The sequence below is a fragment of the Spongiibacter sp. genome (assembly GCF_041602295.1).
Classification (GTDB): Bacteria; Pseudomonadota; Gammaproteobacteria; order Pseudomonadales; family Spongiibacteraceae; genus Spongiibacter.
On sequence record NZ_JBFIGO010000006.1, the window covers coordinates 19,511 to 46,163 of the forward strand.

The following is a 26,653-nucleotide window of genomic DNA, read 5'->3' on the forward strand; positions in this document are numbered from 1 at the left end:
TGCTGTCTTTAGAATTTATTGTTCAAGGAACTGCGATCAGCCATTGCGGATCGCATAATCCACCACGTATTCACGGCGTTCATTGAACACTGCCGGCACATCAGTGCGGTCAACATAGAACTGGTTATACCACTGGCGCAGGCGGTTGATCGGGCCATCGCCATCACACAGCACCGGGTTGTCTACGCGGGTCTTGGTGTGCCAGATATGCACATCCTGGAAAAACGCCGCGCGATTTTGCTCGGTGTACTGGCGAGCCATTTCGTTGTTTTGCTCGTCAGTCATGCCGGGGATTTTTTTCACCGCCACGCCGAAACGCAGATCAAAGCTGTTGTGGTCAATCGGCACATGGGTCACCAGCAGGCGCGACTCAACGTTCATTCCCTCAACCTGGCCAGTCATATAGGTATTCATATATGCAGGGCCAAAATACTTGGCACTGGAGGTCAGCTCACCATCTTCAGCCAGCAGCTCACTGCCACCCACCAGCACCTGCTCATAGGTGTGCTTTTCGACGATGTTCTTAAACTCTTTGATCGGCGCACCGTGAATCGGCGCAAAATGCGCTACGTCGGCCATATTGTCGACCAGCTCACGGCTGTTGGTGTTGATGGTCATCAGATCCATCTGCCAAATGGTCCACTCGGGACTAAACAGATCATCGATACGCGGCGGCCGCTGCTCTTCAATGGGCGGCAGACCTTCGGGGTCGTACCAGACAAACAGCAGGTGGTTTTCTTCCAGTGTCGGGTAAGAACGAATCACCGCCTTGGGGGGAATGCGCTTGGCATAGGGGATTTCGTCGCAGACACCGTCGGCCCCCCAACGCCAGGCGTGGAAGGGACAGCGAATAGAATTGCCTTCTACGCAACCCTCGCTGAGATCCGCGCCCATATGAGGACAGTAGCCATCGAGGATGTGCACCTCGCCATCCTCTCCTCGAAAGGCGACCAGGCGAGTGCCAAAATAATCCAATCTTACCGGTTTATCAGTATACTCACTGGCTAGGCCAAGGCAGTGCCAGCCGCGAGCGAAGCGATCCGGTAATTCCTTAGCTTCAATAATATGGGGCTGACGCTTTGCTTGCGCGAGCTCACTCATTGTTCTCTCCTCGTTTATTCGGCCGACCCTCTAACCGGGGTCCCTCTATCACGGTAAAAATTTTCACACAGCCACCGCGAGCTAGCTATAATCCGTTTAGACGACCGAAAAAATATCACAACATATTGTTTTTATTAGACTTTTATACAAAAAAAAGAATTGTGACAAGCAGCGATTGAAGGCCGATATCAAGGTCGATATGCTAGGCTAAACCCCCTGCAGAAAAGCCTGCATTAAAACCTTAAAATACGCTTGCGATACATTGACTTAGCAAACATTTAGCCCGGCGAGGCCGCAGCATGGACACACCGAAAACACCGAACAACGAAGCGCAGCGACTGGCAGCGCTGACCATGCTCAACATTCTCGACACCCCGGCTGAAGAGCGTTTTGACCGCCTCACCCGGCTGGCCCGCAAGCTGCTGAACGTGCCCGTCGCCCTGGTCAGCTTAGTCGACAAAGACCGCCAGTGGTTCAAATCGGCAGCGGGCCTGGACGCCAGCGAAACCCCGCGAGACATTTCCTTCTGCGGTCACGCAATATTGCAAGACAAACTCTTTGTCGTCAGCGACGCCAGCCAAGATAAACGCTTTGCCGACAACCCCCTAGTGACCGATGAACCCCGTATCCGCTTCTATGCCGGCTTCCCGCTAACCGCGGCAACTGGTGAGCACCTGGGCACCTTCTGTATCATCGACCGAAAACCCCGGCAACTTAGTGAAGACGACCGCCAAACACTCGAAGACCTCGCCCACATCGCCGAACGCGAACTGTCAGCCAGTTATTTGGCAAGCACCGATGCGGACACCGGGCTGTGCAATCGCACGGGCTTTGAATTACTGGCCCAGAAGCTGATGAACGCCTGCTCGAGGGTAGAACTGCCGGCCAGCGCCGCGTTTTTTCGCCTGCTCGCGCCGATGAGCCCAGACAGTGGCAAACTCTGCCCTGAAGCAGCCAGCGCCTTTTCAGAAATCCTCACTGAAGCCTGCGGGGAAGGCGACTTAAACGCCCGCACCGACGACACCCACTTTGCCTGCCTGCTCAACAGCTGCCCCGGCAATCAAGTCGCAGATTTTTTACAGCGCGTTGAACACGGCGTCGAACGCCACAATCAGCGCCATACGGAAGCGCCAATAGTGCTGCAAAGCAGCTGGCTGGCCTACAACCCCTTCGCCCACCACTCCATCACTGCCTTAATGCAGCAAGGCGCTCAGCGACTGGATATCGCCTAGCGCAAGATTCAGCTCGACGCAGCACGCACAGGCGCTATGCTTAGCCACTGTTATCCGATGGAGCACAACGGTGTCAACGGACTACCAACGCATTGAGCAGGCCCTGCACTACCTCAGCACCCAGCCCGGCAACATCACACTCGACGCCATGGCAAAACGAGTCGGCCTCAGCCCCAGCCACTTTCAACGACTGTTCAGCCGCTGGGTCGGCATCAGTCCCAAGCGCTTCAGCCAGCTACTGAACGTCGAACGCGCCAAGCAATTACTGTATGAACCCCAGCCCCTGCTGACACTGAGCGAACAACTGCAGCTGAGCAGCAGCTCGAGACTCTATGATCATTTTGTGCGGATAGAAGCCATGACCCCCGGCGAGTATCGCTCACGCGGAGAAGCACTGCAGATTCGCTGGGGGCATGCCGACAGTCCGTTTGGCCCAATGTTTCTAGCGCAGACCCAGCGCGGAATCTGCGCCTTGGCCTTTGGCGACGGCCGCACTGAACTGGAGTCGATGTTCCAGCACTGGCCGGCGGCAACATTTCACCAAGACAACGCCGCCACCGAGGACAAACTGCAACACTTTTTCAAAACCGGCAGCGCCCCACAAAGCCTATCACTGCACGTGCTGGCCAGCGACTTCCAGCTACAGGTATGGCGAGCACTATTGAGCATTCCCTGTGGTCAGCTAAGTAGCTACAGCGCCTTGGGCCGCAAACTTGGGCGGCCACAGGCGGCCCGCGCCGTCGGTCGCGCTGTCGGCAGCAATCCAGTGGCACTGCTTATCCCCTGTCATCGGGTTATTCGCCAGAGCGGCGAGTTGGGCGGCTATCGCTGGGGGCCGAGCCGCAAACGGGCGATTTTACTACGCGAAATCGGCAGCGGGCTCTGCGACTAACGCAGCAAGGCTTGACCGCCATCGACCGCCAAGGTCTGCCCGGTAATAAACGCCGCATCGGCACTGCACAAAAACACCACCGCGCGACCAATATCCCGCTCAGCGTCACCAAGACGCCCCAAGGGGATGTCGCCCAGCAACTCGCCGAGCGACGCCCCCCCGACGTCCAGCATGGCGGTCAAGCCAGGGGAGTTAGCCAGGGGCATAAGGCAGTTAACGCGAATATTGTCGCCGCCCCACTCACAGGCGGCGGCGCGACTCAAGGAGCGAATCGCCTCTTTGGCGGCCGCAAACGCGCCGAAGCCTGTCGAATCGGGGCGCAGCGCAAGCCCACTGGCGAGATTAATAATGACACCATCGCCACACAAATAAGGGTGACAAGCCCGCATAAAGCGCAGTGCTGCCACCGGGCCAGAATCGAACCCGAGAAGCACATCGTCGTCACTGAGCTCTAAGAGCGCGCCCAGACAGGCGCTGTGCGCAGCATTGATCAGAATATCGACGCCACCGTAGTCATTGACAATGTCGTCAACGGCGCGCTGGATATCGTTCGGATCGGTCACGTCGCAAACAATGGCGCTGGCATCGCCACCACGACGGTGGATCTCGCTGCAACTGTCGTCCAGTGCCACCGCATTGCGCCCCAGCAACACCAACTGCGCGCCCGCAGCCGCCAGCGCAAAGGCGATCCCTTGACCCACACCCCGGCCACCCCCGGTCACGATGGCCACTTTGTTTTGCAGAATTTTTGCCGCGACGCCCGCCCCTGCCTCCAACATCACACCGCTCCACTAATCGAGCTGGCGCGGCTGAAAATCAGTCGGCCAGCTGGGCCACACTTTTTAGAATCAGTCGCACCAGCAAGGTTTGGCGGCTGACACCGGTTTTAGAGAAAATCGAGCGCAAGTGGGTACGCGCAGTATTGCGACTCATACCCAGCGCCTCGGAGGCCTCATCCAGACTCAGGCCGTCGGCCAATAACAGCGACAACTGGGCTTCCGTCGGCGTAAAACCGAACAACTGGATAATAATATTAACCGGCGCTTCGGCGCCATATTCCGGGTCGCTGATAAAGATCGCCACGGTGGGCACCGACTGCCCCTCCGACCATTCGGTCAGTGGCACCGGGCGCACAATCACCCCCAGGTCGGCAAAGTCGCCATCGCGATGCACGCGCATGGCCTCCACCACGGCGGCTTCATTCTTGTCGCGATGATCGAGAATACGGTTGATCAAACCCTGTAGTTTCTTGGTGGTGGCCTGATCGCCCAGAATTAAGTAGCCATCTTCGATTTTAACTTCCGGCTCCCGCGAGACGAGATTTTTAGCCATCTTATTACAGCTGAGCAAGCGGCCATTTTCATCCAGGATGATCGTCGCCAGCGACAAACTCTCTACCGCGCCGGCATAGAGGTCGCGCTCGGACTCAATAATATTGAGCCGCACATGCAGCCGCAGCGCGCGCTCAAGATGAGGCATCAGCGCATGAATCAAGTCGCGGTCGCGCTGGTCAAACACCGGAGCCGATTCGCTGCGCGCCACCCGCAGACCGGCATTCATTTCGCCGGGCACACGAATATCCACACCGAGAGTGTCGTAGAGCCCACAGGGCTTCATGCACATCAAATAGAGTTCACTGCGCAGCCAGTCATCGACGGATACCAGCTCCATCAGGCTCTTGACCTCACCCGGCTTGAGCGACAGGAAGGGGTCCATCGCAAACAGCCGCTCCTGATAGTTTTCCAAGCCTTCCACGGTGCTGCCGCCCACCACACGCAGCACCCCGCGGCCCTGTTCAGAGGGGGGATTGAGCACTAGAGTCACCGACACCGCCTGCATAATTTGCGACAGCTCGGAAAGAAAACCCTGCCAGGGCTCCTCTTCCATCGGCCCTTGATAAACACTGGCTAGCAGGCGGTCAAACTTGGGATCGATCAACATTATGGTGTTGGTAAACCTTGTTATTTTGACATGTTCGCCAGTATAACCGAGAACCCTTGGGCTTACAGGTTTTAAGGGCACTAGCGTGTTATCGCAGCGAGACTCCGCAAGGCGATTTGCGGCGCAAAAGAAAACGGCCCCTCAAGGGGCCGCTCTTAGAAAGGGTGGCGCGATCTAGATCAGACCGCGCTCTTTGGCCATATCCAGGGCCAGATCCTCGATCATGTCCTCCTGACCACCGACCGTGCGACGGCGGCCGAGCTCTACCAAAATATCGCGGGCCGACACACCGTATTTGGCCTCCGCGCGCTTGGCAAACAACAGGAAGGAAGAATACACACCGGCATAGCCCAGAGTCAGCGAGTCGCGATCGATACGGATAGGGCTATCCATAATCGGCGTCACCCGCTCTTCGGCCACATCCATGATCTTGTACAGATCGATACCGTGATCGGCGCCCATGCGCTCCAGCGTCGCCACCAGCACTTCCAGCGGCGTATTACCCGCGCCGGCACCCAGACCCGCGACCGAGCCGTCGATACGGTTGGCACCGTGCTCCACCGCCACCAGCGAGTTCATCACGCCCAGGCTGAGATTGTGGTGGGCGTGAAAACCAATTTCGGTTTCCGGCTTGAGTTCGGCGCGCAGCAGCGCGATGCGCTCCTGCACTTGGTCAGGCAGCATATAACCCGCCGAGTCAGTGCAGTAAATGCAGTTGGCGCCGTAGGACTCCATCAGTTTGGCCTGTTCGACAATTTCCTCAGCGCCAATCATATGAGTCATCATCAAAAAGCCAACGGTATCCAGGCCCATTTCGCTGGCCATACCGATGTGCTGCTCAGAAACGTCGGCCTCAGTGCAGTGAGTCGCCACGCGAATGGTGCTCACCCCCAGGTCCGCAGCCATTTTCAAATGGTCAACCGTACCAATGCCCGGCAACAGCAGAGCGGAGATCTTGGCATTTTTTACCGCGCCAACCACCGCCTTCAGATACTCTTCGTCGCTGTGCGCCGGAAAGCCGTAGTTTACCGAGCTACCGCCCAGGCCGTCGCCGTGGGTGACTTCGATCAGCGGCATACCCGCTTCATCCAAGCCGGTAGCAATATTGACCATTTCATCGAGCGAGATCTGGTGGCGCTTGGCGTGCATACCATCGCGCAAACACATATCGTGCAGAACGACTTTTTTACCTTGTATATTCATTGTCCTTCCCTCAGGCGGCCGATGGCGAAAAACGGCCTGCCAGAATTTCTTCGGCAAACATCTCAGCGGTGCGCAGGCCCGCTGCCGTCATGATATCGAGGTTGCCGGCGTACTTGGGCAGGAAATCCCCCAGACCTTCAACTTCCATAAAAATAGATACGCGATTGCCGTCGAATACCGGGCCGTTCTTCAGGCGATAGCCGGGCACGTATTTCTGCACTTCGGCCACCATATCGTCGACCGATTTGCGAATAGCCTCCTGATCGGGCTCATCGTCAGTCAGGCAGTGGATAGTGTCGCGCATAATCAGCGGCGGCTCAGCCGGGTTAATGACGATAATCGCCTTGCCCTGACGCGCACCGCCGACTTTCTCTACTGCGCCGGCAGTGGTGCGAGTGAATTCGTCGATGTTTTTGCGCGTGCCCGGACCCACAGATTTAGAGCTTACCGTGGCCACGATCTCGCCGTAGCTGACCGACTGCACACGCGATACTGCGGCAACCATAGGGATAGTGGCTTGGCCGCCACAGGTCACCATATTGACGTTCATGCACTTCTCAGCCACTGCGGCACTGAGGTTGACCGGTGGAATGCAAAAAGGACCAATCGCCGCCGGCGTCAGGTCGATCATCAGCGCGCCCTGCTCGTTGACCTTGCGCGAGTTTTCCGCGTGCACATAGGCCGAGGTCGCGTCGAAGCAGATCTGCACACCGTCTTCGCGCATGGTCGGCAACATGCCGTCCACACCTTCAGCGGTGACTTTCATCCCCATTTCCTTGGCGCGGGCCAGACCGGGCGATTCGGGGTCCACACCCACCATCCACACGGGTTCAATCAGCTCAGAGCGCATTGCTTTCATCAGCAGGTCGGTACCGATATTGCCCGGCCCAATGATGGCCGCGCGAATTTTTTCAGCCATAAGATTTCTCACTGTCAGTTGGGCGCGTTGTTTCGCCCCCGAAATAGTCGCTTTATATCGTGTTATTCACACAGCTAGCTTACACAAAGCTGATGTCGGCGCTGCCGACCCCTTCCAGCTCCATACGCAAACTGTCGCCGGCCTGCACTGGCTCCAAAGGAACCAGCGAACCCGACAAAATCACTTCACCGGCCTTAAAGGGAATGCCAAAAGCCCCCAGGGTATTGGCCAGCCAGGCCACCGCCGTCAGCGGATTGCCCTGTACCGCACTGCCTAAACCTTCACTGAGGAATTCGCCATTCTTCCACACGCGGATTTTCAGCGCCGGCAGATCAAAGTCTTTGGGATCGGCCTCATTGTCACCCAGCACATACACGCCGCAGGAGGCGTTATCGGCAACCGTGTCTTGAATAGCAATTTGCCAATTATCGATGCGCGAATCGACAATTTCAAAACAGGGCATAATCGCATCGGTAGCGGCCAACACATCGGCCTCGGTGACGCCGGGGCCCTGCAGATCCTTTTTCAGGCGAAAGCCGATCTCAGCTTCAGCGCGAGGCGAAATCAGATGCCCCGCTACCGGCACTGCCGCGCCGTTTTCAAAGGTCATGGCATCGGTTAAAAAGCCAAAATCGGGCTGGTGTACGCCCAGCATTTCCTGCACCACCTTGCTGGTGACACCGATTTTTTTGCCGACCACTTTTTCACCATCTGCAAGGCGGCGGTTAAGCATGCGCAGGGAAATATAATAGGCGTCGTCAATGGTGATATCAGCCTCGCGCGCGGTCAGCGGCACGATGCTTTGTTGACTGCGCAGCGCCTCGTAAAGCTCGTCGCCCAACGCATCGATTTTGGAGCTATCCATAATTTATCCGTTCTGTAAGAAATCGAGGGTCTGGCGATTGAACATCTCGCGATGCTCAACCATGACCCAGTGGCCACAGCGCGACACCAGTGTCAGGCGAATATCGGCAATACCCTTGGCCAATTTCATAATGCCGGTCTCGGGCATCATCTGCTCATTCACTCCCCAAAAGGCCAGGGTTGGGCAGCGTATTTCCGCCAGGCGCTCGGTCATATCGGGCACCGTCATGGTGGTAATCACCTGGCTGTTCTGCTGCTGGAAAATACCCCAGCGCTCGTTGACCAGTTGCTCATCGACCACAGAATCGTCGTAGACCAGGCCGCGGCGGATAAAATCTTCCAGGCGCTCCGGCGCCATTGGCCCCGAGGTAAACACCTCTTTCATTATCTGCATGCCCGGCATATGGAAGTAGTCGGCCTGCTGCTCGATCCCGCCGGGCGCCATCAGTACCAGCTTGTCGACACATTCGGGGTAATCGAGGGTGTATTTCAAGGCGATAGCACCGCCGAGGGAATTACCCACCAAGCTGTAGCGACTCACACCGATATGCTGCAAGGTTTGGTGCACGCACTCGACAAAGAAATCCAGCGGATATTCAACGTCGTCGGGCTTGTCGGAATAACCGTAGCCAATCAGGTCGGGCACAATCACCCGGTAGCCCTGCTCGACAAACCAGGGGTAGTTATATTTGAAGTTGCTGTGACCACTGGCGCCGCTGCCACTGCCGTGCAGAAACACCAACACCGGGCCGTCACCTTGATCGAGGTAGTGAATACGGTGGCCATTGCCGAGCGTGGCGTAGTGCCCCTCGGGAAGTCCCGCGACTAATTCGCCCATGACTGCTTGCCCCCAAATCTGCAAATTTTTAACGCCAGCCCGCACCGCAAAGCGGCGCTAAGCCCTTTTCAATAGAGTAAATTTTATAGAAGGCGGGGCGCCACACTAATCCCCCAAACGGATGACAGCTCCGCCCGCGCAGGCGCTACTCCACCACGGCATCGCTGAATTTAGGCGGCTTGCCGAGCATTGCCCGCGGTGACGGCGGCTGCTTGCCGTCGATATCGACCACCCCGTACTCCTCGGCCAACTCGGCGCCGTAGTAGACCTTGCCACTGCGCGACATCAACTCGGCATCGCGATACAGGGCATCAATCACCAAACCCGGAAACTCCGGCGATTCGGCCGCTGCCACAGCGTCGGCATAGAGTTCCGGCTGCTCGTCAAACACCCGCATGCTGCGCTCAGTTTTCAGCAAGCCCATCCACAGCGAGATCACCGCGACATTATGGGGACGAAAATCGACGGCCATATCGTGGGCCATTTTGTCGACACCGGCCTTACCGGCGCCGTAAGCCGGGCCGTGCATATAGCAGCGACCACCGGCAGAAGAGGTATTCACCACCAAGCCCCGGGCGCTTTTCAGCAGCAGCGGCGCGGCAAAATACGAGGCCACATAGCTCGAGCGCAGCCCGACGTTAAGAATGTCCTGCAGGGCCAGCGGCTTTTGCCAGAATGGCCCGGGCAGCGTCAGCCCCTCCGGCACCTGCAAGGCGTTATTCACCAGGATGTCCAGGCGACCCTGCTCGGATTCGATCACCTCAAACACCTTGCGCACCTGCTGGTCATCGCGGTGATCGCACACCAGCGGCACTGCCTTGGCGCCGCGAGCCTCAATGGCCTCAGCGGTGGCAAAAACGGTGCCCGGCAAGGCCGCATCACCCTCAGACTGGCTGCGCCCGGTTACGTAGATCGTGCTGCCCGGCTTAGCCAGCGCCAGCGCTATGCCTTTACCGGCACCCCGGCTGGCTCCGGTCACGAGAATAATACGCTTGTCCTGTTTCACGGCGAGTTCCCAGTATTATGCTGTTGATTACAGCGGCACAGGCTGACAGACCTGCGCGCTGAACACATCCCCCGAAATGACTAGTCGCCCGCCGCCCAGCCCGCCTACAACAGCAGGCGGCGAATATCGGCCAGCAGCTGCCCCAGCTCGGTAAAGAACTTACCCGCATCGGCGCCGTTGATCGCACGGTGGTCGTAAGACAGCGACAAGGGCAGCATTTTGCGCGGCTGGAATGCACTGCCGTCCCACACCGGCTTAACCGCCAATTTGGAAACCCCCAGTATGGCGACTTCCGGCGCATTGATAATCGGCGTAAAGCCGGTGCCACCAATACCGCCCAGACTGGAAATCGTAAAGCAACCGCCCTGCATATCCGCCGGCTTCAGCTTGCGCTCCTTGGCACGCTGCGCCAGCTCGGCAGTTTCTGCCGCCAACTGCCACAGCGATTTTTTATCAACGTCGCGAATCACCGGCACCACCAATCCCGCCGGTGTATCCACCGCCATACCGATATGCACATAGTGCTTGTAAACCATATTCTGGCCATCGGCGCTGAGCGAGGCATTGAACTTCGGGTTGGCGCGCAGCGCTGCCGCTGCCGCCTTCAGCAAGAACGGCAGGGGCGTCAACTTGACCCCGCGGCGCTCTGCCTCTTTTTTCATTTCCGCACGGAAGGCCTCCAGCTCAGTGATATCGGCATCATCAAACTGGGTCACATGGGGCAGGTTCAACCAGCTGCGGTGCATATTGGCCGCGGTCAGTTTGTGCAGCTTGCTCAGCGGCTGCACCTCTATCTCACCGAACTTGGCAAAATCCACCTCGGGAATCGGCGGAATCGCCGCGCCGTCAGCGGCCGCCGCCGGCGCCGCGCTCAAGGCTTTCACAAAGGCGTGCAGATCTTCTTTGACGATGCGGCCGCGCGGGCCACTGCCGGTCACCCGCGCAAGATCCAAACCAAACTCTCGCGCCAATTTGCGCACCGCCGGGCCGGCGTACACGCCTTTGGCCGCGGCTGACGGCGGCTGTGGTGCAGCAGCAGCGGCTGCCGGCACTGCCGGCTTGGACTCGGCCTGCTGAGGCTCTGGCGCAGGCGACGCCGCTTCCACCGGAGGCTCAGCCGCTGGCTGACTGGCTTGCGCTGCGCCCACCACCTGCATTTCGACGATCGCCGTGCCCTCACTCGCGGCATCACCGACGTTAATCAGCAGCACCGTAATCACCCCCGCGAAGGGCGCAGGCACTTCCATCGAGGCCTTATCGGACTCCAGCACAACCAGCGAATCACCCTCGGCGACTTCATCGCCCTCGGCAACGCAGAGCTCGATCACCTCGACCCCCTCTCCGCCACCGATATCTGGGACCTTCACCGTTTCACTGCGCTGACCACCGGCAGCCGCAGGCACCTCGACTTCGGCTGGCGCCGCCGGCTCAGCCGCCGTGACGTCTGCAGGCTCAACAGCTGCTGGCTCAATGTCAGCGGGCGCGGCCGCTGCGGCGTCGCCGTCGACCTCCAGCTCCAAAATCACATCGCCCTCGCCAACGCTGTCGCCAACGCTAAGCTTTATAGACACCACGGTGCCGGACTTGGGCGCCGGCACCTCCATCGACGCCTTGTCGGACTCCAGCACCAGCAGCGAGTCTTCGGCCTCGACGCGATCGCCCTCGGCCACACACACCTCAATTACCTCAACGCCGTCACCGCCACCGAGGTCAGGAATTTTTATCGTTTCTACAGTCACAAAAAACTCCTTCTATTAGCGGCACATTGGACTAATTTTGTCGGCATCAAGGCCGTAACTGGCAATCGCCTTGGTCACCACCGACGCGGGCAATTTGCCGTCATCACTGAGCGCCTTAAGCGCCGCTACAACGATATGGTAGCGGTCCACCTCGAAATGACTGCGCAGCTTGGCACGGGTATCCGAACGGCCGTAACCATCGGTACCCAGCACCACATAGCGATTGTCGATGTAGGGACGCAGCTGATCACCGTAGGATTTAATGTAATCGGTGGCGCAAATTACCGGCGCCGACTCGGCGTTCAGCTGCTCGCCAACATAGGGAATACGCGGCGCATCTTCGGGGTGCAGCAGATTCCAACGCTCGCACTCCATGCCCTCGCGACGCAACTGATTAATGCTGGTTGCACTCCAAATATCGGCCTCCACTTTATATTCGCCCTTCAGCAGCTCGGCCGCCGCTTCAACTTCTCGCAAAATCGTGCCGCTGCCGACCAACTGCACCTTCAACTTGGGCTTTTTCGCCGCGCTGGCGCGCAACTTGTACAAACCTTTGATAATGCCTTCTTCACAACCCTCCGGCATATCCGGGTGGTAGTAGTTTTCGTTCATGGTGGTGATGTAGTAGAAAACATTTTCCTTGTCGCCGTACATACGGCGCATACCGTCCTGAATAATCACCGCCAGCTCGTAGGAATACGTCGGGTCGTAGGACACACAATTGGGGATCATATTGGCCATTAGGTGGCTGTGACCGTCCTGGTGCTGCAGGCCCTCACCATTGAGGGTGGTGCGCCCCGACGTGGCGCCGATCAGGAAACCGCGCGCCTGCGAGTCACCCGCCGCCCAAGCCAAGTCCATGATGCGCTGAAAACCGAACATCGAGTAGAAAATATAGAAGGGCACCATCGGGTAGCGGTGATTGGCATAGGACGTCGCCGCCGCCAGCCACGCCGAAAATGCGCCCGCTTCGGTGATGCCCTCTTCCAGAATCTGACCGTCCTTAGACTCCTTGTAATACATGATCTGGTCGGAGTCGTGAGGGGTGTAGCGCTGGCCCTGCGAGGAGTAGATCCCCAGCTGACGGAACATACCCTCCATACCAAAAGTCCGCGCCTCATCGGGCACGATCGGCACAATACGCCCACCCACAGCCTTGTCTTTCACCAGCGTCGACAACATGCGCACAAAGGCCATGGTTGAAGAGATTTCGCGCTTGCCGGTATTTTTTAGCTGCGCCTCAAACTTGCTTAGCGGCGGCACATCCAAGGCGTCAAAATCAGCCTGGCGCGCCGGCAAATATCCACCCAGTTCCTCGCGGCGCTTATGCATATAGACCATTTCCGGGCTGTCTGCGGGCGGCCGGTAATACGGCACGTCTTTAAGCTCTTCGTCACTGATGGGCACACCGAAGCGGTCGCGGAATTTCTTCAGCTCCTCGAGGTCCAGTTTTTTCACCGAGTGCGCTTCATTCTGCGCCTCGCCGCCGGAGCCCAGGCCGTAGCCCTTCACCGTCATCGCCAACACCACGGTAGGCCGCCCCTTGGTTTCCTTGGCATTGGCGTAGGCCGCATAGACCTTGTAGGGATCGTGACCGCCACGATTGAGATACATGATCTCGTCATCGGACAGATCCTTCACCAGCTCGAGCAATTCGGGGTATTTACCGAAGAAATGCTTGCGCGTGTAAGCACCGCCATTGGCCTTGTAGTTTTGCAACTCACCATCGCAGACTTCGTTCATCCGGCGACGCAGCAGCCCAGTGGTATCGCGCTCCAGCAGCTGATCCCAGTGCCGACCCCAAATCACTTTCACGACATTCCAGCCGGCGCCGCGGAACACACCTTCCAGCTCTTGGATAATCTTGCCGTTGCCGCGCACCGGGCCATCCAGTCGCTGCAAATTGCAGTTGATTACAAAGCAGAGGTTGTCCAAACACTCGCGCCCTGCCAGCGCAATCGCGCCCAGCGATTCCGGCTCATCGCACTCGCCGTCGCCCATAAAGCACCACACCTTGCGGTCGCCGTGGTCAACCAGACCGCGGCTCTGCTGGTACTTCATAACGTGCGCCTGGTAAATCGCCTGGATCGGCCCCAGACCCATGCTCACCGTGGGGAACTGCCAATAGTCCGGCATCAGCCAGGGATGGGGGTATGAGGACAGGCCATTGCCGTCGACCTCGCGGCGGAAATTATCTAACTGCTCCGCGTCCAGGCGGCCCTCCAGAAACGAGCGCGCATACATGCCCGGCGAACTGTGGCCCTGGTAGTAAATCAGGTCGGCCTTGTCGCCACCGCGGAAAAAGTAGTTAAAGCCCACATCATAGAGGGTGGCCGAAGAAGAAAAGCTGGAGATATGGCCACCCAGGCCCTCGTCGTTATCGTTGGCGCGCATCACCATGGCCAGCGCATTCCAGCGAATCAGCGAGCGGATCTTCCGCTCCATAAACAGATCGCCGGGCATGCGCTTTTCATCGCGCGGCTCGATGGTATTGCGAAAAGAGGTGGTTATCGCGCCGGGCAGCTGAGTGCCTTGGCGGGCGGCGTGCTTGGCCAGGCGCTTCATCAAAATCGCCGCGCGGCCACGACCGGCTTGGCTGAGCACGCCATCTAGCGCCTCCAGCCATTCTTGGGTTTCTTGTGGATCTAAATCTTCACGCAAATCGGGGTCTTGGTACATATCACAGTCCTTATCAATACCGTGGGCTGCCTAGACCAGCAAGCGACTCGCTTGATTGTGTTCCGCATCAACGGGCGCACCGAGCATGATCAATAATCGGTGGTGTGCCTGCCGGTTGGTGACGGTGATCACCTGGCCTATCTGGCGCTGCCCCACCTTGTGGGTCGGGCAGAACTGCCGATGAAATTTCGCTACCCCACCGGCAATGGGCCGCTGGAGCGCGACGCAATCATCGCAGCCCTCCAGCCATAATTCAAGAAAATCAAACTATTTTTATTATGAATAAAGCATGCCAGCCTTATAAAAAACAACCACTTAAGCTTTCAGCAACATATTAAACCTAGTCAAATTGATAGCTGTGTGCATCCTTTAAAGCAGCCGCACTCATACCGCCGGGCCGCGCAGCCGGCCACTGGCCGGCACTGAACAACTGCATACTGCGGCGCTGACCGGCGGTCAAGGCCTGCTCGACAATCTGCCACCAGCGCTCGCGATCCATGGCGCTAAGCGCCGCTATCAACTGTTCTCGACTGTCAAACTGCCGATAACCATCGAGCAGATCCTGCCAGTGGCGGTCCGCCGCCTGCCAAAGGTTTTCTGGCTGCTCACTCAACTTGCTCAGCAGCGTCTCGCGATAGCGGCTAAAGGTCGCCTCATCTACCCCCGCAGCCAGCCAACGACGCAGATAGCCGTCGACCTCTTCAGCCAGCTGCGCAGCGCTAACCACTGGCGACTGCACCAAGAAAAATAGCCCGGCGACATCGCGCTGTGGATATACCCCCGCGCTGACGATGTAACCCAACTGTTTTTCGGTGCGCAACTGGTGATAAAAATCGGCACTGATAATTTGTGCCGCCAAACCCATCGCCACACGCTCCGCCTTGCCTGGCTGCGCGGCCTGCACATAGCTCAACAAGGCCGCATCGCTGTGCTCTGCCGCCACCTCGGCCACCACCGCGCCCGGCGGCAGTTTAACAATATGCTGAGCGTGACGACTGGCCTCAGCCGCTTGAGGCAATACTGTTGCCGCAAGCTCAGCCATGTTCTGCGCATCCTCAACGGTAAAATTGCCATGCAACAATATCCGATAACGAAAATCCGCGAGCACCCGATCCGCCTGTAGCGCCACCGCTGCCATCGTTAGCGACTCAGTGGCTGCAATCAGCGACGCCAGCGCCGGCTCCTCACGTCGCTGCAATCGCGGCAACTCATCAAACAGCTGCTGATAGGGGGATTTGCGGCGAATATTTTCCAACTCCCGCAGACGCTGACGCTTAATCCGATCAAAGCGCTGCTCGTCCCAATCTCCGTGACGCAAGGCCTGCAGCACGGCCGATAGCAGCTTGGCCTGCGTCTGATTGAAACCACCCAGGCTGATTTCGACTCCCCGCCAGTTGCTGTCTACACTATAGTTCAAGCCCGCCAACTGCGCGGCATAAGCCTGCTCATTAAGCTGGTCGGCGACCATCCGCAGCCACAGCGCGCTGCTGGCCACACTGGCGGCATCTTTTGCGGTCTGCGCACTCTCCAGTAACACATAGCTGCGCCCCTTGGGCAGACCAAAACGCTGATCATTAAACAGCCACAACTCGCCCACGCCATCGCTCACCAAACGGCGCGGCTGCAACCGCGCCTCCGGGTCGTCGTGCAGGTCGAAGTCACTGGCGATATAGGGATTCGCCGCCGGCAGACGCAAATTGCCTGCGGGCACTCCGCGCCACTGCTCAACAAGAGACGAGGGCAGCTCACGCAAACCCCAGGCAACATCGTAGCGCTCAAGGTGACGATCGGTATTCAGCCCCGGCGCCATCAGGGTGATAAACGCACGCTCCGGTTGCAAGTCGGCCAAATACTGGCCAATCAACTCAGGCCGGTACTCAGCCATCAAATACGGCGCCCTTAACACCTGCGCCGGCGGATACTGCTGCAGCGCCGACGACCAGGCCACCAGCTCCCGGGTTAAGGTCGCGCGGCTGCGAAAATGAAACTGCTGATCGGCCAGCTGGCTCTGCTCTCGATAACGCCAGGCCTGCGCGCCCTGTTGACGCAACATATCGACATAGGCAAACACCATCCCGACAATATCATCGACCTGAGCCAGCCCCACCTCAGTCAGGGCGATAGTCACCCCGAACATCGCCTGCCCCTGCAGATCCAGGCTTTGCCCGGCGCTCAGCCCCTCGGCCCAACCCCGCGCCTTCAATTCGGACAACAAGCTACCCGCGCCCTCATGCCCCAACAAATTGCCGATGTACGACAGTGGCTTGCTGCGCCAAAAGGCGCGCGCGTCCGCAACAGGAAATTGCAGCGACAGTCGACGCTCATTTTGCACCGGCTCAATATTCACCCACCGCGGCAAGCGGTCATCGGCAAACAGCGGCTCAGCGATCGCATCAATTTTCAGCCCGCGATCAGCCACAGCAGAAAAGCGCGCCCGCACCATTTCTTCCAGTTCGGCCAGGGACTCCCGACCCACCACGGTCAGACTCATGATATTGGCGGAGTAATAACGCTCGTAAAAGGCCAGCAACTGCTCGCGCAGCTGCGCTTCGCGCTCGGCCTGCAAAGTCTGGAGATTGCCCACCGAAAACTTATTATAGGGATGCTCCGCAGCTAACTGCGCCTTAAATACCGCCAGCTCACGACGCCTGTCATTGCGCCGCCGTGCACGGTATTCAGACTCCACCGCCTTCACCTCGCGCTGTACATAAGCCGCGTTAAAAAGCGGCGCCACAAAAAACTGGGCGAAGCGATCCAGCGCGGACGCCAAGGCCTCGGCGCGCACATCGAAAAAGTAGTTGGTATGCTCAAAACTGGTGTAGGCATTGTGACTGCCGCCATTAGCCGTGATAAACGCCTGGTAATCGCCGGCTTCCGGATAAGCTTCGGTACCGAGAAACAGCATATGCTCCAGAAAATGCGCCAGCCCCTGGTAATCACGGGGGTCTTGCCGGCTGCCGACATTCACATCCAGCGAGGCTCCCGCCTTATCGCTATCCGGGTCGGAGACCAACAGCACCTTCATGCCATTTTCCAGCTGTAAACTGCGAAAGGCGCGATGCTCCGTTTGCGGAGTAACCACTTTCTGTGACTCCGCACTGCGCGGCGCGGCGCAGGCAGTCATCGCCAACATTAGAATCAAAACAACAGCGTGTTGCAAAAAGCGCACAGAGTATCCTTTTGAGCTCAAGTTATAGTGGCGCCTGATCCGCGCCATCGTTGTTATTGGCCGGCCGCGGCCACGAGTAGAGAATGGCTTTGAGCAAGGTCGCCAGAGGAATGGCAAAAAACACCCCCCACATCCCCCAAATACCGCCAAAAACCAGCACTGCAGCAATAATCGCCACCGGGTGCATATTCACCGCTTCAGAAAACAACAGTGGCACCAGCACATTGCCGTCCAGCGCTTGGATAACACCGTAGACGATACACAGGGTAAAAAACTCTCCGCCCCAGCCCCACTGCAGGTAACCAACCAATACCACAGGGAGAGTAACAACCGCAGCGCCGATATAGGGAATGACCACCGACAGGCCCACCAGCAACGCCAGCAAGGCGGCATAGTTAAGCGACAAAATGCTAAAACTGAGGTACGACGCGACGCCTACAATCACGATTTCAATGGCCTTGCCACGCACATAGTTAGCCACCTGATCATTCATTTCCAGCCAGACAGCCGTCAGCAGCGGGCGACGACGCGGCAGAAATCCAGCCAACCAATCCAGGATCAACTGCTTATCTTTGAGGAAAAAGAATACCAATATCGGAATCAATACGATGTTGATCATTACCGCAACCAAGTTGGGAAGCTGCGCCAACGAAAAAGACACCAAATACTGGCCCAGTGAACCAACTTCCTTGCTGGCCGCCGCCATCCAGCTGCGTATCTGCTCTTCGCTAATCAGTTCTGAACGCTCGGGCAACACCATCAGCGCCTGCTGCAACTTGCGCAGCATGGTCGGCAACTCCTGAATCAAGGTGACCAATTGCTGCCACGCCAAGGGCAGCAGCAGCATCAACACGCCGAAAAATACGGTGAGAAAAACCCCGTAGGCCACCGCAATTGCCAACCAACGCCGCGCCCCCAGCCCCGACATCCGGGCAATAATGCCCTGCATCATAAAGGCCAGCACCACGCTGGCAATAATCGGAATCAGTACATGACCAATACTGAGTATCAACAGCAATATCGCCGCCAGAATAATCAGCAGCACCACCGTTTCTTCTTCCGCGAAGATACGATTAAACCAATTGCGAACCATCTTCAGCATGCCGCCGCCCCTAACTCCCTGTGGTGATTACTTCTTGCGCAGCAAATAACGAAACTCACCCGCCTGTTCACTCTGCTGAAGCAAGGTATTGCCGCTCTGCCGGGCAAATACCGCAAAATCGCGCTGCGAACCGGCATCGGTAGCCAGCACTTCTAAAACTTCGCCACTTCCCATACGGTTTAACGCCTGCTTGGCCTTAAGCAGTGGCAGCGGACAGTCCAACTGCCTAGCATCGACTCGACTGTGTATCTCGGTCATAGCATACCCCTTTCGCGAAAGGCCGGCAGTATAGCCTGAGCACGGCCTTGCTAAGAATAGCTCCAGGCCGCACTTTTTTTGCATTACTAGGTCTGACACCCTGCACTCTAGTATGATCGATTAAGCAAAAGCGCGCGCCGCCGCGGCCACCTACAAGGACAACGCAGTGTTACGACAGTTCCTGATTACACTTTGCAGCGCCCTGCTGTGCACTACCGCCCTGGCCCAAGCCAGTCGCGACCCCGGCAATCAATTGCCCGAACTCGGTGAGGTCAGTGCCTCGCCCTACTCCGCCAAACAGGAATACCAACTCGGCCGCATGTGGCTAAAAATGTTTCGCACTCAAGTGAAAACGTTGGCCGACCCGCAATTACAAAGCTATCTTGAGTCACTGCTCTACAAGCTGGCCGCAAACAGCGAATTAAAACAGCCGCTCTTGGAAACGGTGATTGTCGACAACAATACGATCAACGCCTTTGCGGTGCCGGGCGGTGTAATCGGCGTGCACAGCGGCTTGTTTTTGTTCAGCGACAATGAAGCGCAGTTTGCCGGCGTGCTCGCCCACGAAATTGCCCACCTCAGCCAACGCCACTTCAGTCGATCTATCGATAAGGCGCGAGAAGCCAGCATTCCCAGTATGGCAGGCATGTTGGCTGGCATTATTATCGCCGCCACCACCAGCACCGATGCCGGCATTGCCGCCATTACCGCCAGTCAGGCAGCCGCCTTAGAAAATCAATTGCGCTTCAGCCGCGAACACGAACAAGAAGCCGATCGGGTCGGCATGGAAACCCTGGCACGCGCCAATATGGACCCCAATGGCATTCCGTCCATGTTTGAAAACATGAACAGCAATCTGCGCTATGCCCGCGCCAAACCGCCAGAATTTTTGTTGACCCACCCGCTCACCGAAAGCCGGATCAGCGACAGCAAAAACCGCGCGCGCAGCTACCCCCGCAAGGTATTCACCGACAACCTGAGCTTCCAGCTGATGAAGATGCGCGCCACCGTCTACCATAGCGAACAGGCAGAAAGCCTGTTACAGCGCTGGCAAAACGAGACAGGGGCCAACGGCGAAGCCCGACGCTATGGCATCGTGTTGGCGCTGAGCAAGTTAGAGCGCTGGCAAGAAGCCAGCACTCAACTGGACGCGTTGATTAAAGACGACCCCCAACGCGTTGCCTATATCATTGCCCGATCGGATATTTTGCTGGGCCAGAAAAACACCGACCAGGCCATCGACATACTGCGGCGCGCCCTTGAACTCAGTCCCGGCAACCACCCGCTGACCATGCATCTGGCCAAGGCCCTGCAACAAGCCCAGCGCTTTCGCAGCGCCGACCAGCTGCTTAGCGAGCACAGCGAGCAGCGCAGCTTGGACCCGCACTTGTGGTATCAGTTGGCCGAAGTGCGCGGACTGGCCGGCAACATCCTTGGCGTCCACCTGGCCCGCGCCGAATACTTTATTCTCAATGCCCAATTTGAACGCGCTGCCAGCCAACTGCACTACGCCCACAAGCAAAGCGGTAACAACCGTGTACTACAGGGAAAAATCACCCAGCGCTTGCGGGATATTGACGAGCTGAAGAAACAATTAAAAGAACTGCAGGGGCGCTAGGCGCCCCTGGTAAAAGATCGACTCAACGCCTGGCGGCAGCAAAATCCAGCATACGGATCAGAGGCTTCATCGCCTGCGCTCCCAGAGCGGGATCGACATGGATTTCATTGCCCCCCTTCTCCAAGACCTCGGCGAGATTATCCAGGGCATTCATCGCCATCCACGGACAATTGGCACAGCTGCGACAGCTGGCACCGCTGCCCGCAGTTGGCGCAATCAGAAATTCCTTATCCGGCACCAGTTGTTGCAACTTGTAGAAAATCCCCTGATCGGTGGCAACAATCATCTGTGGATTGGGCAAGTCGCGGGCGGCATTAATAATCTGCGTGGTCGAACCCACCACATCAGCCAGCTCCACTACGCTGGCCGGTGACTCCGGGTGCACCAGCACAGCAGCGTCTGGGTATACCTTTTTGAGATCGAGAATCCCCTGGGCCTTAAACTCTTCGTGAACGATACAGGCACCGTCCCAGAGCAGCACGTCGGCGCCGGTTTCGCGACGCACATAGTCACCGAGGTGCTTGTCCGGCGCCCACAGAATTTTCTGCCCCTCGGCGTCCAAGTGATCCACCACATCCAGCGCGATACTTGACGTTACCACCCAGTCGGCACGGGCTTTAACCGCCGCCGAGGTATTGGCGTAAACCACCACGGTACGATCGGGATGCTGATCGCAAAAATCGGCAAACTCATCGGCCGGACAACCAATGTCCAGCGAGCAGGTCGCCTCTAAGGTAGGCATCAGCACGGTTTTTTCCGGCGACAAAATCTTTGCCGTCTCACCCATAAACTTTACACCAGCAACAATCAGCGTCGATGCCGGGTGGTCGCGACCAAAACGTGCCATTTCCAGGGAATCAGACACACAGCCACCGGTCTCTTCGGCCAGCGACTGAATCTCAGGATCTGTGTAATAGTGAGCCACCAGCACCGCGTCACGGGCCTTGAGCAGCGCTTTGATACGTTCGCGCAGGGCCAGTCGCTCCGCCGCCGACAGCGCCGATGGCTCGTTAAGCTTAGCCAGGTGCTCGCGCACCAGCTGTTGTGAAATTGCCTGTTCCGCCAAAATCATTTCCCCGTGCAGAGGATGAAAAGCGGCCGATTCTAACAATACTTGCCCCCGCAAAGCCAGATCTGCGGCACGCCATCGGCCTTCAGCACTATTTTGCGCCTCTGCCCGCCACAATTCCAGCGCCACTAGGGCGCCCAATACACCGACACCGGGGTGCCGCGGCCAAACAGTGCCGCAACTGGCGGCGCAGGGTCTGCAAACAGGGCGCGCTCCAGCACATGTCGCTTTTCTTCGCCACAGATATACACCACCACGTGCTCACTGTTTAACAGGCGAGGCAGTGTTAGCGTCAAGCGCGGATAGGGGCTCGCTGGTGTAGTCAGCGCCACACACGCCCGCCGCGAGCGCATGGCCATCGCCTGTGCTAATTCAGGGCTATCCGGAAACAGCGACGCACAATGACCATCGCCGCCCATCCCCAGCACCACACAGTCAAAGCGCGGAAGCGCCGCCAACGCTTGCCCGGCGAGTTCAGCGGCCTCCTCAACGCTGCCAGCCGCCAAGTTGAGCGGCACAAACCTAGCCTCAGCAGCAGCGCCGCGCAACAGCTGCCGGCGCAACTGCCACTCATTGCTATCCGCGCTATCCGTCGACACCCAGCGCTCGTCACTTAAGGTCACCGTTAACCGCGACCAATCGAGGCCACAGACCGACAGCAGCTCCAACAAGCGCTCGGGCGTGCTGCCACCCGGCAATACCAGCGAGGCCTCGCCGCGGATCTCCAGCGCGGCGTTGAGGCTCATTTGCAAATCATCACACAATGCCTGCGCCAGGGACTCCCGGCAGCTGAAGCTCAGTAACTGCGCACCCACCTGATTCAGTCGTCGCTCAAGTAGATGCTCATTCATGCCAACTACGCCCGTCACGCTCGATCAATAACTCTGCCTTGGCCGGCCCCCAGGAACCCGCATGGTAGGGGGAAACCGGCATGGCCTGGGCGTCCCAGGCCGCAATCAGTGCATCGCACCACTGCCAGGCCTCTTCCACCTCTTCGCGACCGACAAACAGCGACGGATCGCCGTTGATCACATCTAAAAACAGGCGCTCGTAAGCATCGGGGATACGACTCATCCCCGAAGAGCCTAAAAAATCCAAATTAAGGTTTTGCCGCACCAGCGCCATCTTGTTTTTCAAACTGTGTAACTTAGAGACCATCTGCATCGCTATGCCCTCATTGGGCTGCAGGCGGATAACCAGTCTATTGGGGATATTGTCGCCAGCAGAAAAAATATTGTGCGGCAGACTCTTGTAGGTGATCACAATCTCCGTGAGCTTTTCCGGCAGGCGCTTGCCGGTACGCAAATAAAACGGCACCCCCGCCCAGCGCCAGTTGTCGATATGTGCCTTGATTGCCACGAAGGTTTCGGTATCGCTGTCGCCTACCGTGCAGTCTTCTTCTTCCAGATAGCCCGGCACGGCACTACCGCGATACCAACCCTGAGCGTATTGCCCTCGCACGGCATGAGCGGAGACGCTAGCGGCATCAATGCGGCGCAAGGCCCGCAGAATTTTCACCTTCTCATCGCGGATACTTTCTGCCGTCATCGCATTAGGCGGCTCCATCGCCACGAGACACAGCAGCTGCACTAAATGGTTCTGCACCATATCGCGCAATTGCCCGACCTCATTGTAGTAAGACCAGCGGCCCTCAATTCCCACCGTTTCGGCCACCGTTATCTGAATGTGGTCGATACAACTTTGATCCCACTGGGTGTTGATAAAGCGATTGGCAAACCGCAGTACCAACAAGTTTTGCACCGTCTCCTTCCCCAGATAGTGGTCGATACGGTAGATATTCTCCTCAGCAACCAGCCGCCCTACCGTTTCATTCACTGCCCGACACGATGCCAGATCTTGCCCTATCGGTTTTTCCAGCACCACACGACTGTATTCATCGATCAGCTGTTGAGCACTCAATTTCTCACAAATCGCACCAAACAAGCTGGGCGGTGTCGCCAAATAATAGATCGCCCGGCGCCCCGGCTTTAACAATGTGCGCAGCAGAGCGTATTGCTTGCCATCATTAAAATCCAAACAGCAGTAATGCAAGCGCTCAGTGAAACTCGACCACTGCTCGTCAGCACTCTCCGCCAGCCCACCGAGGCGCTCCAGCAAGTCATTGGCAAACGTTTCCTGAGTCTGCGGACGGCGCGCCAGCGCAACTATCCGCGACTGCGGTGCTAGCAGGCCCGCACAATGCAACTGGAACAGCGCGGGAAACAACTTGCGCCCGGACAGATCCCCTGCCGCGCCAAATACCACCAGGTCGCATTCACCGTCCATCGCCGGCCTCCGCTGCAGCGCGCAACGCCTGCACGCGCCGACTCGCCAACTGCGCCCGCTCAGTAATCGCCGACCAATCACCCGCCGCCTGCAATGCTGGCGGCGCCACCCAGGAAGCGCCCAAGGTCACCACCGATGGCAGCGCCAGATACGGGGCCATATTATCCAGAGAAATTCCTCCAGTAGGACAAAAACTCAGCATTGGCAGCGGACCGGCAAGCGCGTGCAGCACCGCTGCTCCACCACTGGCCTCAGCGGGAAAAAACTTCAAGATACGCAGACCACGTTCCAAACAACGCATCGCCTCACTGGCTGTTGCGACGCCTGGCATAAATGGCAAATCGCTGTCCAGTGCGGCCGCTAACAAGCCCTCGCTGCAACCCGGCGCTACCAAAAACTCGCTGCCCGCAGCCTTGGCGCGCTTCACGTCGTGGCCGCTGATAACCGTACCGGCCCCCACACACACGCCACTCACTCGCTGGCGAATACGGTCAATGGCCTCTATCGCCGCCGGGGTACGCAGGGTGACTTCTAAAACGGGCAAACCGCCATCGCGCAGAGCGATGGCCAAGGGAATCGCCGCCTCGACGCGATCGATACTTAGCACGGGTAAAACAGCCGCCCGGCCTACAATATCACTCAGTAACTGATGCATTCTCCCTCCCCATTCGGCAGCCCGACAAACAGCACCGAGGCGCCCTGTTCCGCGCCGCTCACCCGCTGACGCACACCGGCAAACATTTCCCGCGCCACACCTTCGCTGCTATCTTCCACCGCCCCCTGTGGCAAACGTGCCGCCCACTCGTCGGCGTCCACCAAGCAGCGCAGCTCACCGCGCTCAGCATCCACAACCATTTCGTCACCGTCGCGCACGCGACCAATGCTGCCCCCTGCCGCGGCTTCAGGGCTGACATGAATGGCCGCAGGCACCTTGCCAGAGGCACCAGACATACGGCCATCAGTGACCACTGCCACCCGATAACCGCGATCCTGCAATACGCCAAGCAGTGGCGTCAGCTTGTGCAACTCTGGCATCCCGTTGGCTTGGGGGCCCTGATAAGGCAACACCACAACACAGTCGCGATTCAGCTCGCCGGCATCAAATTGCTGTTGCAAGGCATCTTGACTCGCCAACACCACCGCCGGCGCACGAATACAGCGATGCTCCCTGGCCACCGCAGACACCTTGATAAGCGCTCTGCCCAGCTCGCCCTGCAGCAATCGCAAGCCGCCCTCTCGATCAAAGGGCGCCTCTGGCGAAGCGATGACCGTGTCGTCGACACTTTGTCCAACGCCGGGCCGCCACCCTAGCTTGCCGCTGTGCAAAAACGGCTCTTGAGCCGCATCCGCTATCGACTCCCCCCACATACTGCGGGCATCACCATGCAGCAAACCCAGATCCAGCAACTGCCTAAACAGCAAACTGCTGCCCCCCGCCGCGTGAAAGTGATTAACATCCGCCTCCCCGTTGGGATAAATCCGCGCCAACAGGGGCACCACTTTGGAGAGCGCATCGAGGTCATCCCAATTGATCAGCAGCCCGGCAGCGCGCGCAATCGCCGGCAGATGTATACCGTGGTTGGTAGAGCCACCAGACGCAAGCAACACCACCATCGCGTTGACCATACTGCGCGCATCCAGCACTTCAGCCAGCGGCCGACAACGACCGCTAACACGACTAATCTTGCAGATATACTGTGCCACCTCTATCGTCAGCGCCTCGCGCAGTGGCGTGCCCGGGTTGACAAACGAGCCACCGGGCAACTGCAATCCCATCGCCTCCATCAGCAATTGATTACTATTGGCCGTACCGTAAAACGTACAGGTCCCCGCCGAGTGATACGATTCAGCCTCGGCGGCCAGTAGCGCTTCGCGCCCGACCTTGCCTTCGGCAAACAGTTGTCGCACACGCTGCTTTTCCCGATTAGGCAGACCGCTAGGCATCGGCCCCGCCGGCACAAACATCACCGGCAAATGACCGAAGTGCAGGGCGCCAATCAGCATCCCCGGCACTATTTTGTCGCAAATACCCAAGCACAGCACCGCATCGAACATCTGGTGCGACAGTGCCACCGCGGTAGCTTGGGCAATGACATCGCGACTAAACAGGCTGAGTTCCATGCCAGCCTGCCCCTGTGTGACACCATCGCACATCGCCGGCACACCTCCTGCCACCTGTGCTGAACAAGCCATGGCGCGAACAGCCCGCTTTATCTGCTCAGGATAGTCGCGGTAGGGTTGGTGCGCCGACAGCATGTCGTTATAGGCGGTGACGATACCGACATTTGCCGCCTGCATTAGGCGAATCCGCGATTTATCATCTTCTCCACAGGCGGCAAACCCGTGGGCCAAATTGCCACAACTCAGCTGTGCTCGAACGGCCTGCAAGCCCGCGGCACGTCGCTGACGCTGCAAATAGCTGTTGCGAGTATTGCGACTGCGACGGTCTATCGCCTCGGTAATGCGCTGCAACTCGGGATGTAAGGATGCCATCGCCCCTCCTTTTGGCGCTGACCGGCATCTTGCCCAGCCGCCAAATCACCGCCACAACAGGCTTGAACAGCTGACGGTCTACTGATGACTATAGTTGCCTGGCAAGGTAGCTACCAGTCGTATTCAACCCCACTGCTGGAGCCTGCACGCAGGCTATTCGCCATGTTTGGGGAGCGCCCGCAGACCGCTCAAGCCAACCGAGCAGATAGCGTAGCGACAAGAAAAACACGTTGGGGCAACAACG

At 58.1% G+C, this 26,653-nt stretch carries 21 protein-coding genes; 3 read left to right on the top strand and 18 right to left on the bottom strand.

The genetic code is table 11. The features are described 5' to 3' along the window. Positions 1-36 precede the first annotated feature (36 nt). The gene (locus ABYM29_RS02200; RefSeq protein ID WP_372861549.1) at positions 37-1,101 is read right to left on the bottom strand and encodes a Rieske 2Fe-2S domain-containing protein; all 1,065 of its coding nucleotides are present in this window, start codon (positions 1,099-1,101) and stop codon (positions 37-39) included. Positions 1,102-1,400: 299 nt separating this feature from the next. On the opposite strand from ABYM29_RS02200, the gene ABYM29_RS02205 reads away from it, so the two are divergent. Beyond that, positions 1,401-2,333 carry a GAF domain-containing protein gene (locus tag ABYM29_RS02205; RefSeq protein WP_372861552.1) on the top strand — a complete coding sequence of 311 codons (933 nt, stop codon included), beginning with the start codon at positions 1,401-1,403 and terminating at the stop codon, positions 2,331-2,333. Positions 2,334-2,403: 70 nt separating this feature from the next. Continuing rightward, positions 2,404-3,225: a methylated-DNA--[protein]-cysteine S-methyltransferase gene (locus ABYM29_RS02210; RefSeq protein ID WP_372861555.1), complete on the top strand. Its 822-nt coding sequence runs from the start codon at positions 2,404-2,406 to the stop codon at positions 3,223-3,225. Here ABYM29_RS02210 and ABYM29_RS02215 read toward each other — a convergent pair. The 12 genes from ABYM29_RS02215 to ABYM29_RS02270 all read right to left on the bottom strand — a co-directional run bounded on the left by ABYM29_RS02215 (position 3,222) and on the right by ABYM29_RS02270 (position 18,943). Further along, positions 3,222-4,004 (bottom strand): SDR family NAD(P)-dependent oxidoreductase, encoded by a 783-nt coding sequence (locus ABYM29_RS02215; protein WP_372861557.1) that lies wholly within the window; start codon positions 4,002-4,004, stop codon positions 3,222-3,224. The genes ABYM29_RS02210 and ABYM29_RS02215 overlap by 4 nt on opposite strands. A gap of 37 nt (positions 4,005-4,041) precedes the next feature. Further along, the gene (locus ABYM29_RS02220; RefSeq protein WP_372861559.1) at positions 4,042-5,166 is read right to left on the bottom strand and encodes a helix-turn-helix transcriptional regulator; all 1,125 of its coding nucleotides are present in this window, start codon (positions 5,164-5,166) and stop codon (positions 4,042-4,044) included. Positions 5,167-5,340: 174 nt separating this feature from the next. After that, positions 5,341-6,369, bottom strand: coding sequence for a 4-hydroxy-2-oxovalerate aldolase (gene dmpG / locus ABYM29_RS02225; protein WP_372861561.1), 1,029 nt, complete (start codon positions 6,367-6,369; stop codon positions 5,341-5,343). 10 nt (positions 6,370-6,379) lie between these two features. Further along, positions 6,380-7,288: an acetaldehyde dehydrogenase (acetylating) gene (locus ABYM29_RS02230; RefSeq protein WP_372861563.1), complete on the bottom strand. Its 909-nt coding sequence runs from the start codon at positions 7,286-7,288 to the stop codon at positions 6,380-6,382. 79 nt (positions 7,289-7,367) lie between these two features. Next, positions 7,368-8,153 carry a fumarylacetoacetate hydrolase family protein gene (locus tag ABYM29_RS02235; protein WP_372861565.1) on the bottom strand — a complete coding sequence of 262 codons (786 nt, stop codon included), beginning with the start codon at positions 8,151-8,153 and terminating at the stop codon, positions 7,368-7,370. A gap of 3 nt (positions 8,154-8,156) precedes the next feature. Further along, entirely contained in the window at positions 8,157-8,990 is an 834-nt protein-coding gene (locus tag ABYM29_RS02240; protein WP_372861568.1) for an alpha/beta fold hydrolase, read from the bottom strand. Positions 8,991-9,135: 145 nt separating this feature from the next. After that, a complete protein-coding gene (locus ABYM29_RS02245) occupies positions 9,136-9,996 on the bottom strand; it encodes an SDR family NAD(P)-dependent oxidoreductase (RefSeq protein WP_372861570.1) in 861 nt (286 codons plus the stop codon). Positions 9,997-10,100: 104 nt separating this feature from the next. Continuing rightward, positions 10,101-11,735: a dihydrolipoyllysine-residue acetyltransferase gene (gene aceF / locus ABYM29_RS02250; RefSeq protein ID WP_372861572.1), complete on the bottom strand. Its 1,635-nt coding sequence runs from the start codon at positions 11,733-11,735 to the stop codon at positions 10,101-10,103. Between the two features lie 15 nt (positions 11,736-11,750). After that, positions 11,751-14,396, bottom strand: a complete 2,646-nt coding sequence (gene aceE, locus ABYM29_RS02255; protein WP_372861668.1) for a pyruvate dehydrogenase (acetyl-transferring), homodimeric type — start codon at positions 14,394-14,396, stop codon at positions 11,751-11,753. 358 nt (positions 14,397-14,754) lie between these two features. Further along, positions 14,755-17,583 (bottom strand): insulinase family protein, encoded by a 2,829-nt coding sequence (locus tag ABYM29_RS02260; protein WP_372861574.1) that lies wholly within the window; start codon positions 17,581-17,583, stop codon positions 14,755-14,757. Positions 17,584-17,605: 22 nt separating this feature from the next. Next, a complete protein-coding gene (locus tag ABYM29_RS02265) occupies positions 17,606-18,685 on the bottom strand; it encodes an AI-2E family transporter (protein WP_372861577.1) in 1,080 nt (359 codons plus the stop codon). Positions 18,686-18,712: 27 nt separating this feature from the next. Then, a complete protein-coding gene (locus tag ABYM29_RS02270; protein WP_372861579.1) occupies positions 18,713-18,943 on the bottom strand; it encodes a sulfurtransferase TusA family protein in 231 nt (76 codons plus the stop codon). A gap of 166 nt (positions 18,944-19,109) precedes the next feature. Between ABYM29_RS02270 and ABYM29_RS02275 the strand changes: the two genes are divergently transcribed. Then, positions 19,110-20,561: a M48 family metalloprotease gene (locus ABYM29_RS02275; protein ID WP_372861581.1), complete on the top strand. Its 1,452-nt coding sequence runs from the start codon at positions 19,110-19,112 to the stop codon at positions 20,559-20,561. A 22-nt stretch (positions 20,562-20,583) separates the two neighbouring features. On the opposite strand, the gene nadA is transcribed toward ABYM29_RS02275, so the two are convergent. The 5 genes from nadA to edd all read right to left on the bottom strand — a co-directional run bounded on the left by nadA (position 20,584) and on the right by edd (position 26,409). Then, entirely contained in the window at positions 20,584-21,627 is a 1,044-nt protein-coding gene (gene nadA, locus ABYM29_RS02280; RefSeq protein WP_372861583.1) for a quinolinate synthase NadA, read from the bottom strand. A gap of 131 nt (positions 21,628-21,758) precedes the next feature. After that, entirely contained in the window at positions 21,759-22,481 is a 723-nt protein-coding gene (pgl, locus tag ABYM29_RS02285) for a 6-phosphogluconolactonase (RefSeq protein ID WP_372861585.1), read from the bottom strand. Continuing rightward, complete coding sequence (gene zwf / locus ABYM29_RS02290) at positions 22,474-23,916, bottom strand: glucose-6-phosphate dehydrogenase (protein ID WP_372861588.1); 1,443 nt, start codon at positions 23,914-23,916, stop codon at positions 22,474-22,476. Before zwf ends, pgl begins: the two co-directional genes overlap by 8 nt. Beyond that, positions 23,906-24,571: a bifunctional 4-hydroxy-2-oxoglutarate aldolase/2-dehydro-3-deoxy-phosphogluconate aldolase gene (gene eda / locus ABYM29_RS02295; RefSeq protein ID WP_372861591.1), complete on the bottom strand. Its 666-nt coding sequence runs from the start codon at positions 24,569-24,571 to the stop codon at positions 23,906-23,908. The genes zwf and eda overlap by 11 nt, the downstream gene beginning before the upstream one ends. Further along, positions 24,556-26,409 (bottom strand): phosphogluconate dehydratase, encoded by a 1,854-nt coding sequence (gene edd, locus ABYM29_RS02300; protein ID WP_372861594.1) that lies wholly within the window; start codon positions 26,407-26,409, stop codon positions 24,556-24,558. The genes eda and edd overlap by 16 nt, the downstream gene beginning before the upstream one ends. Positions 26,410-26,653: the final 244 nt, after the last annotated feature.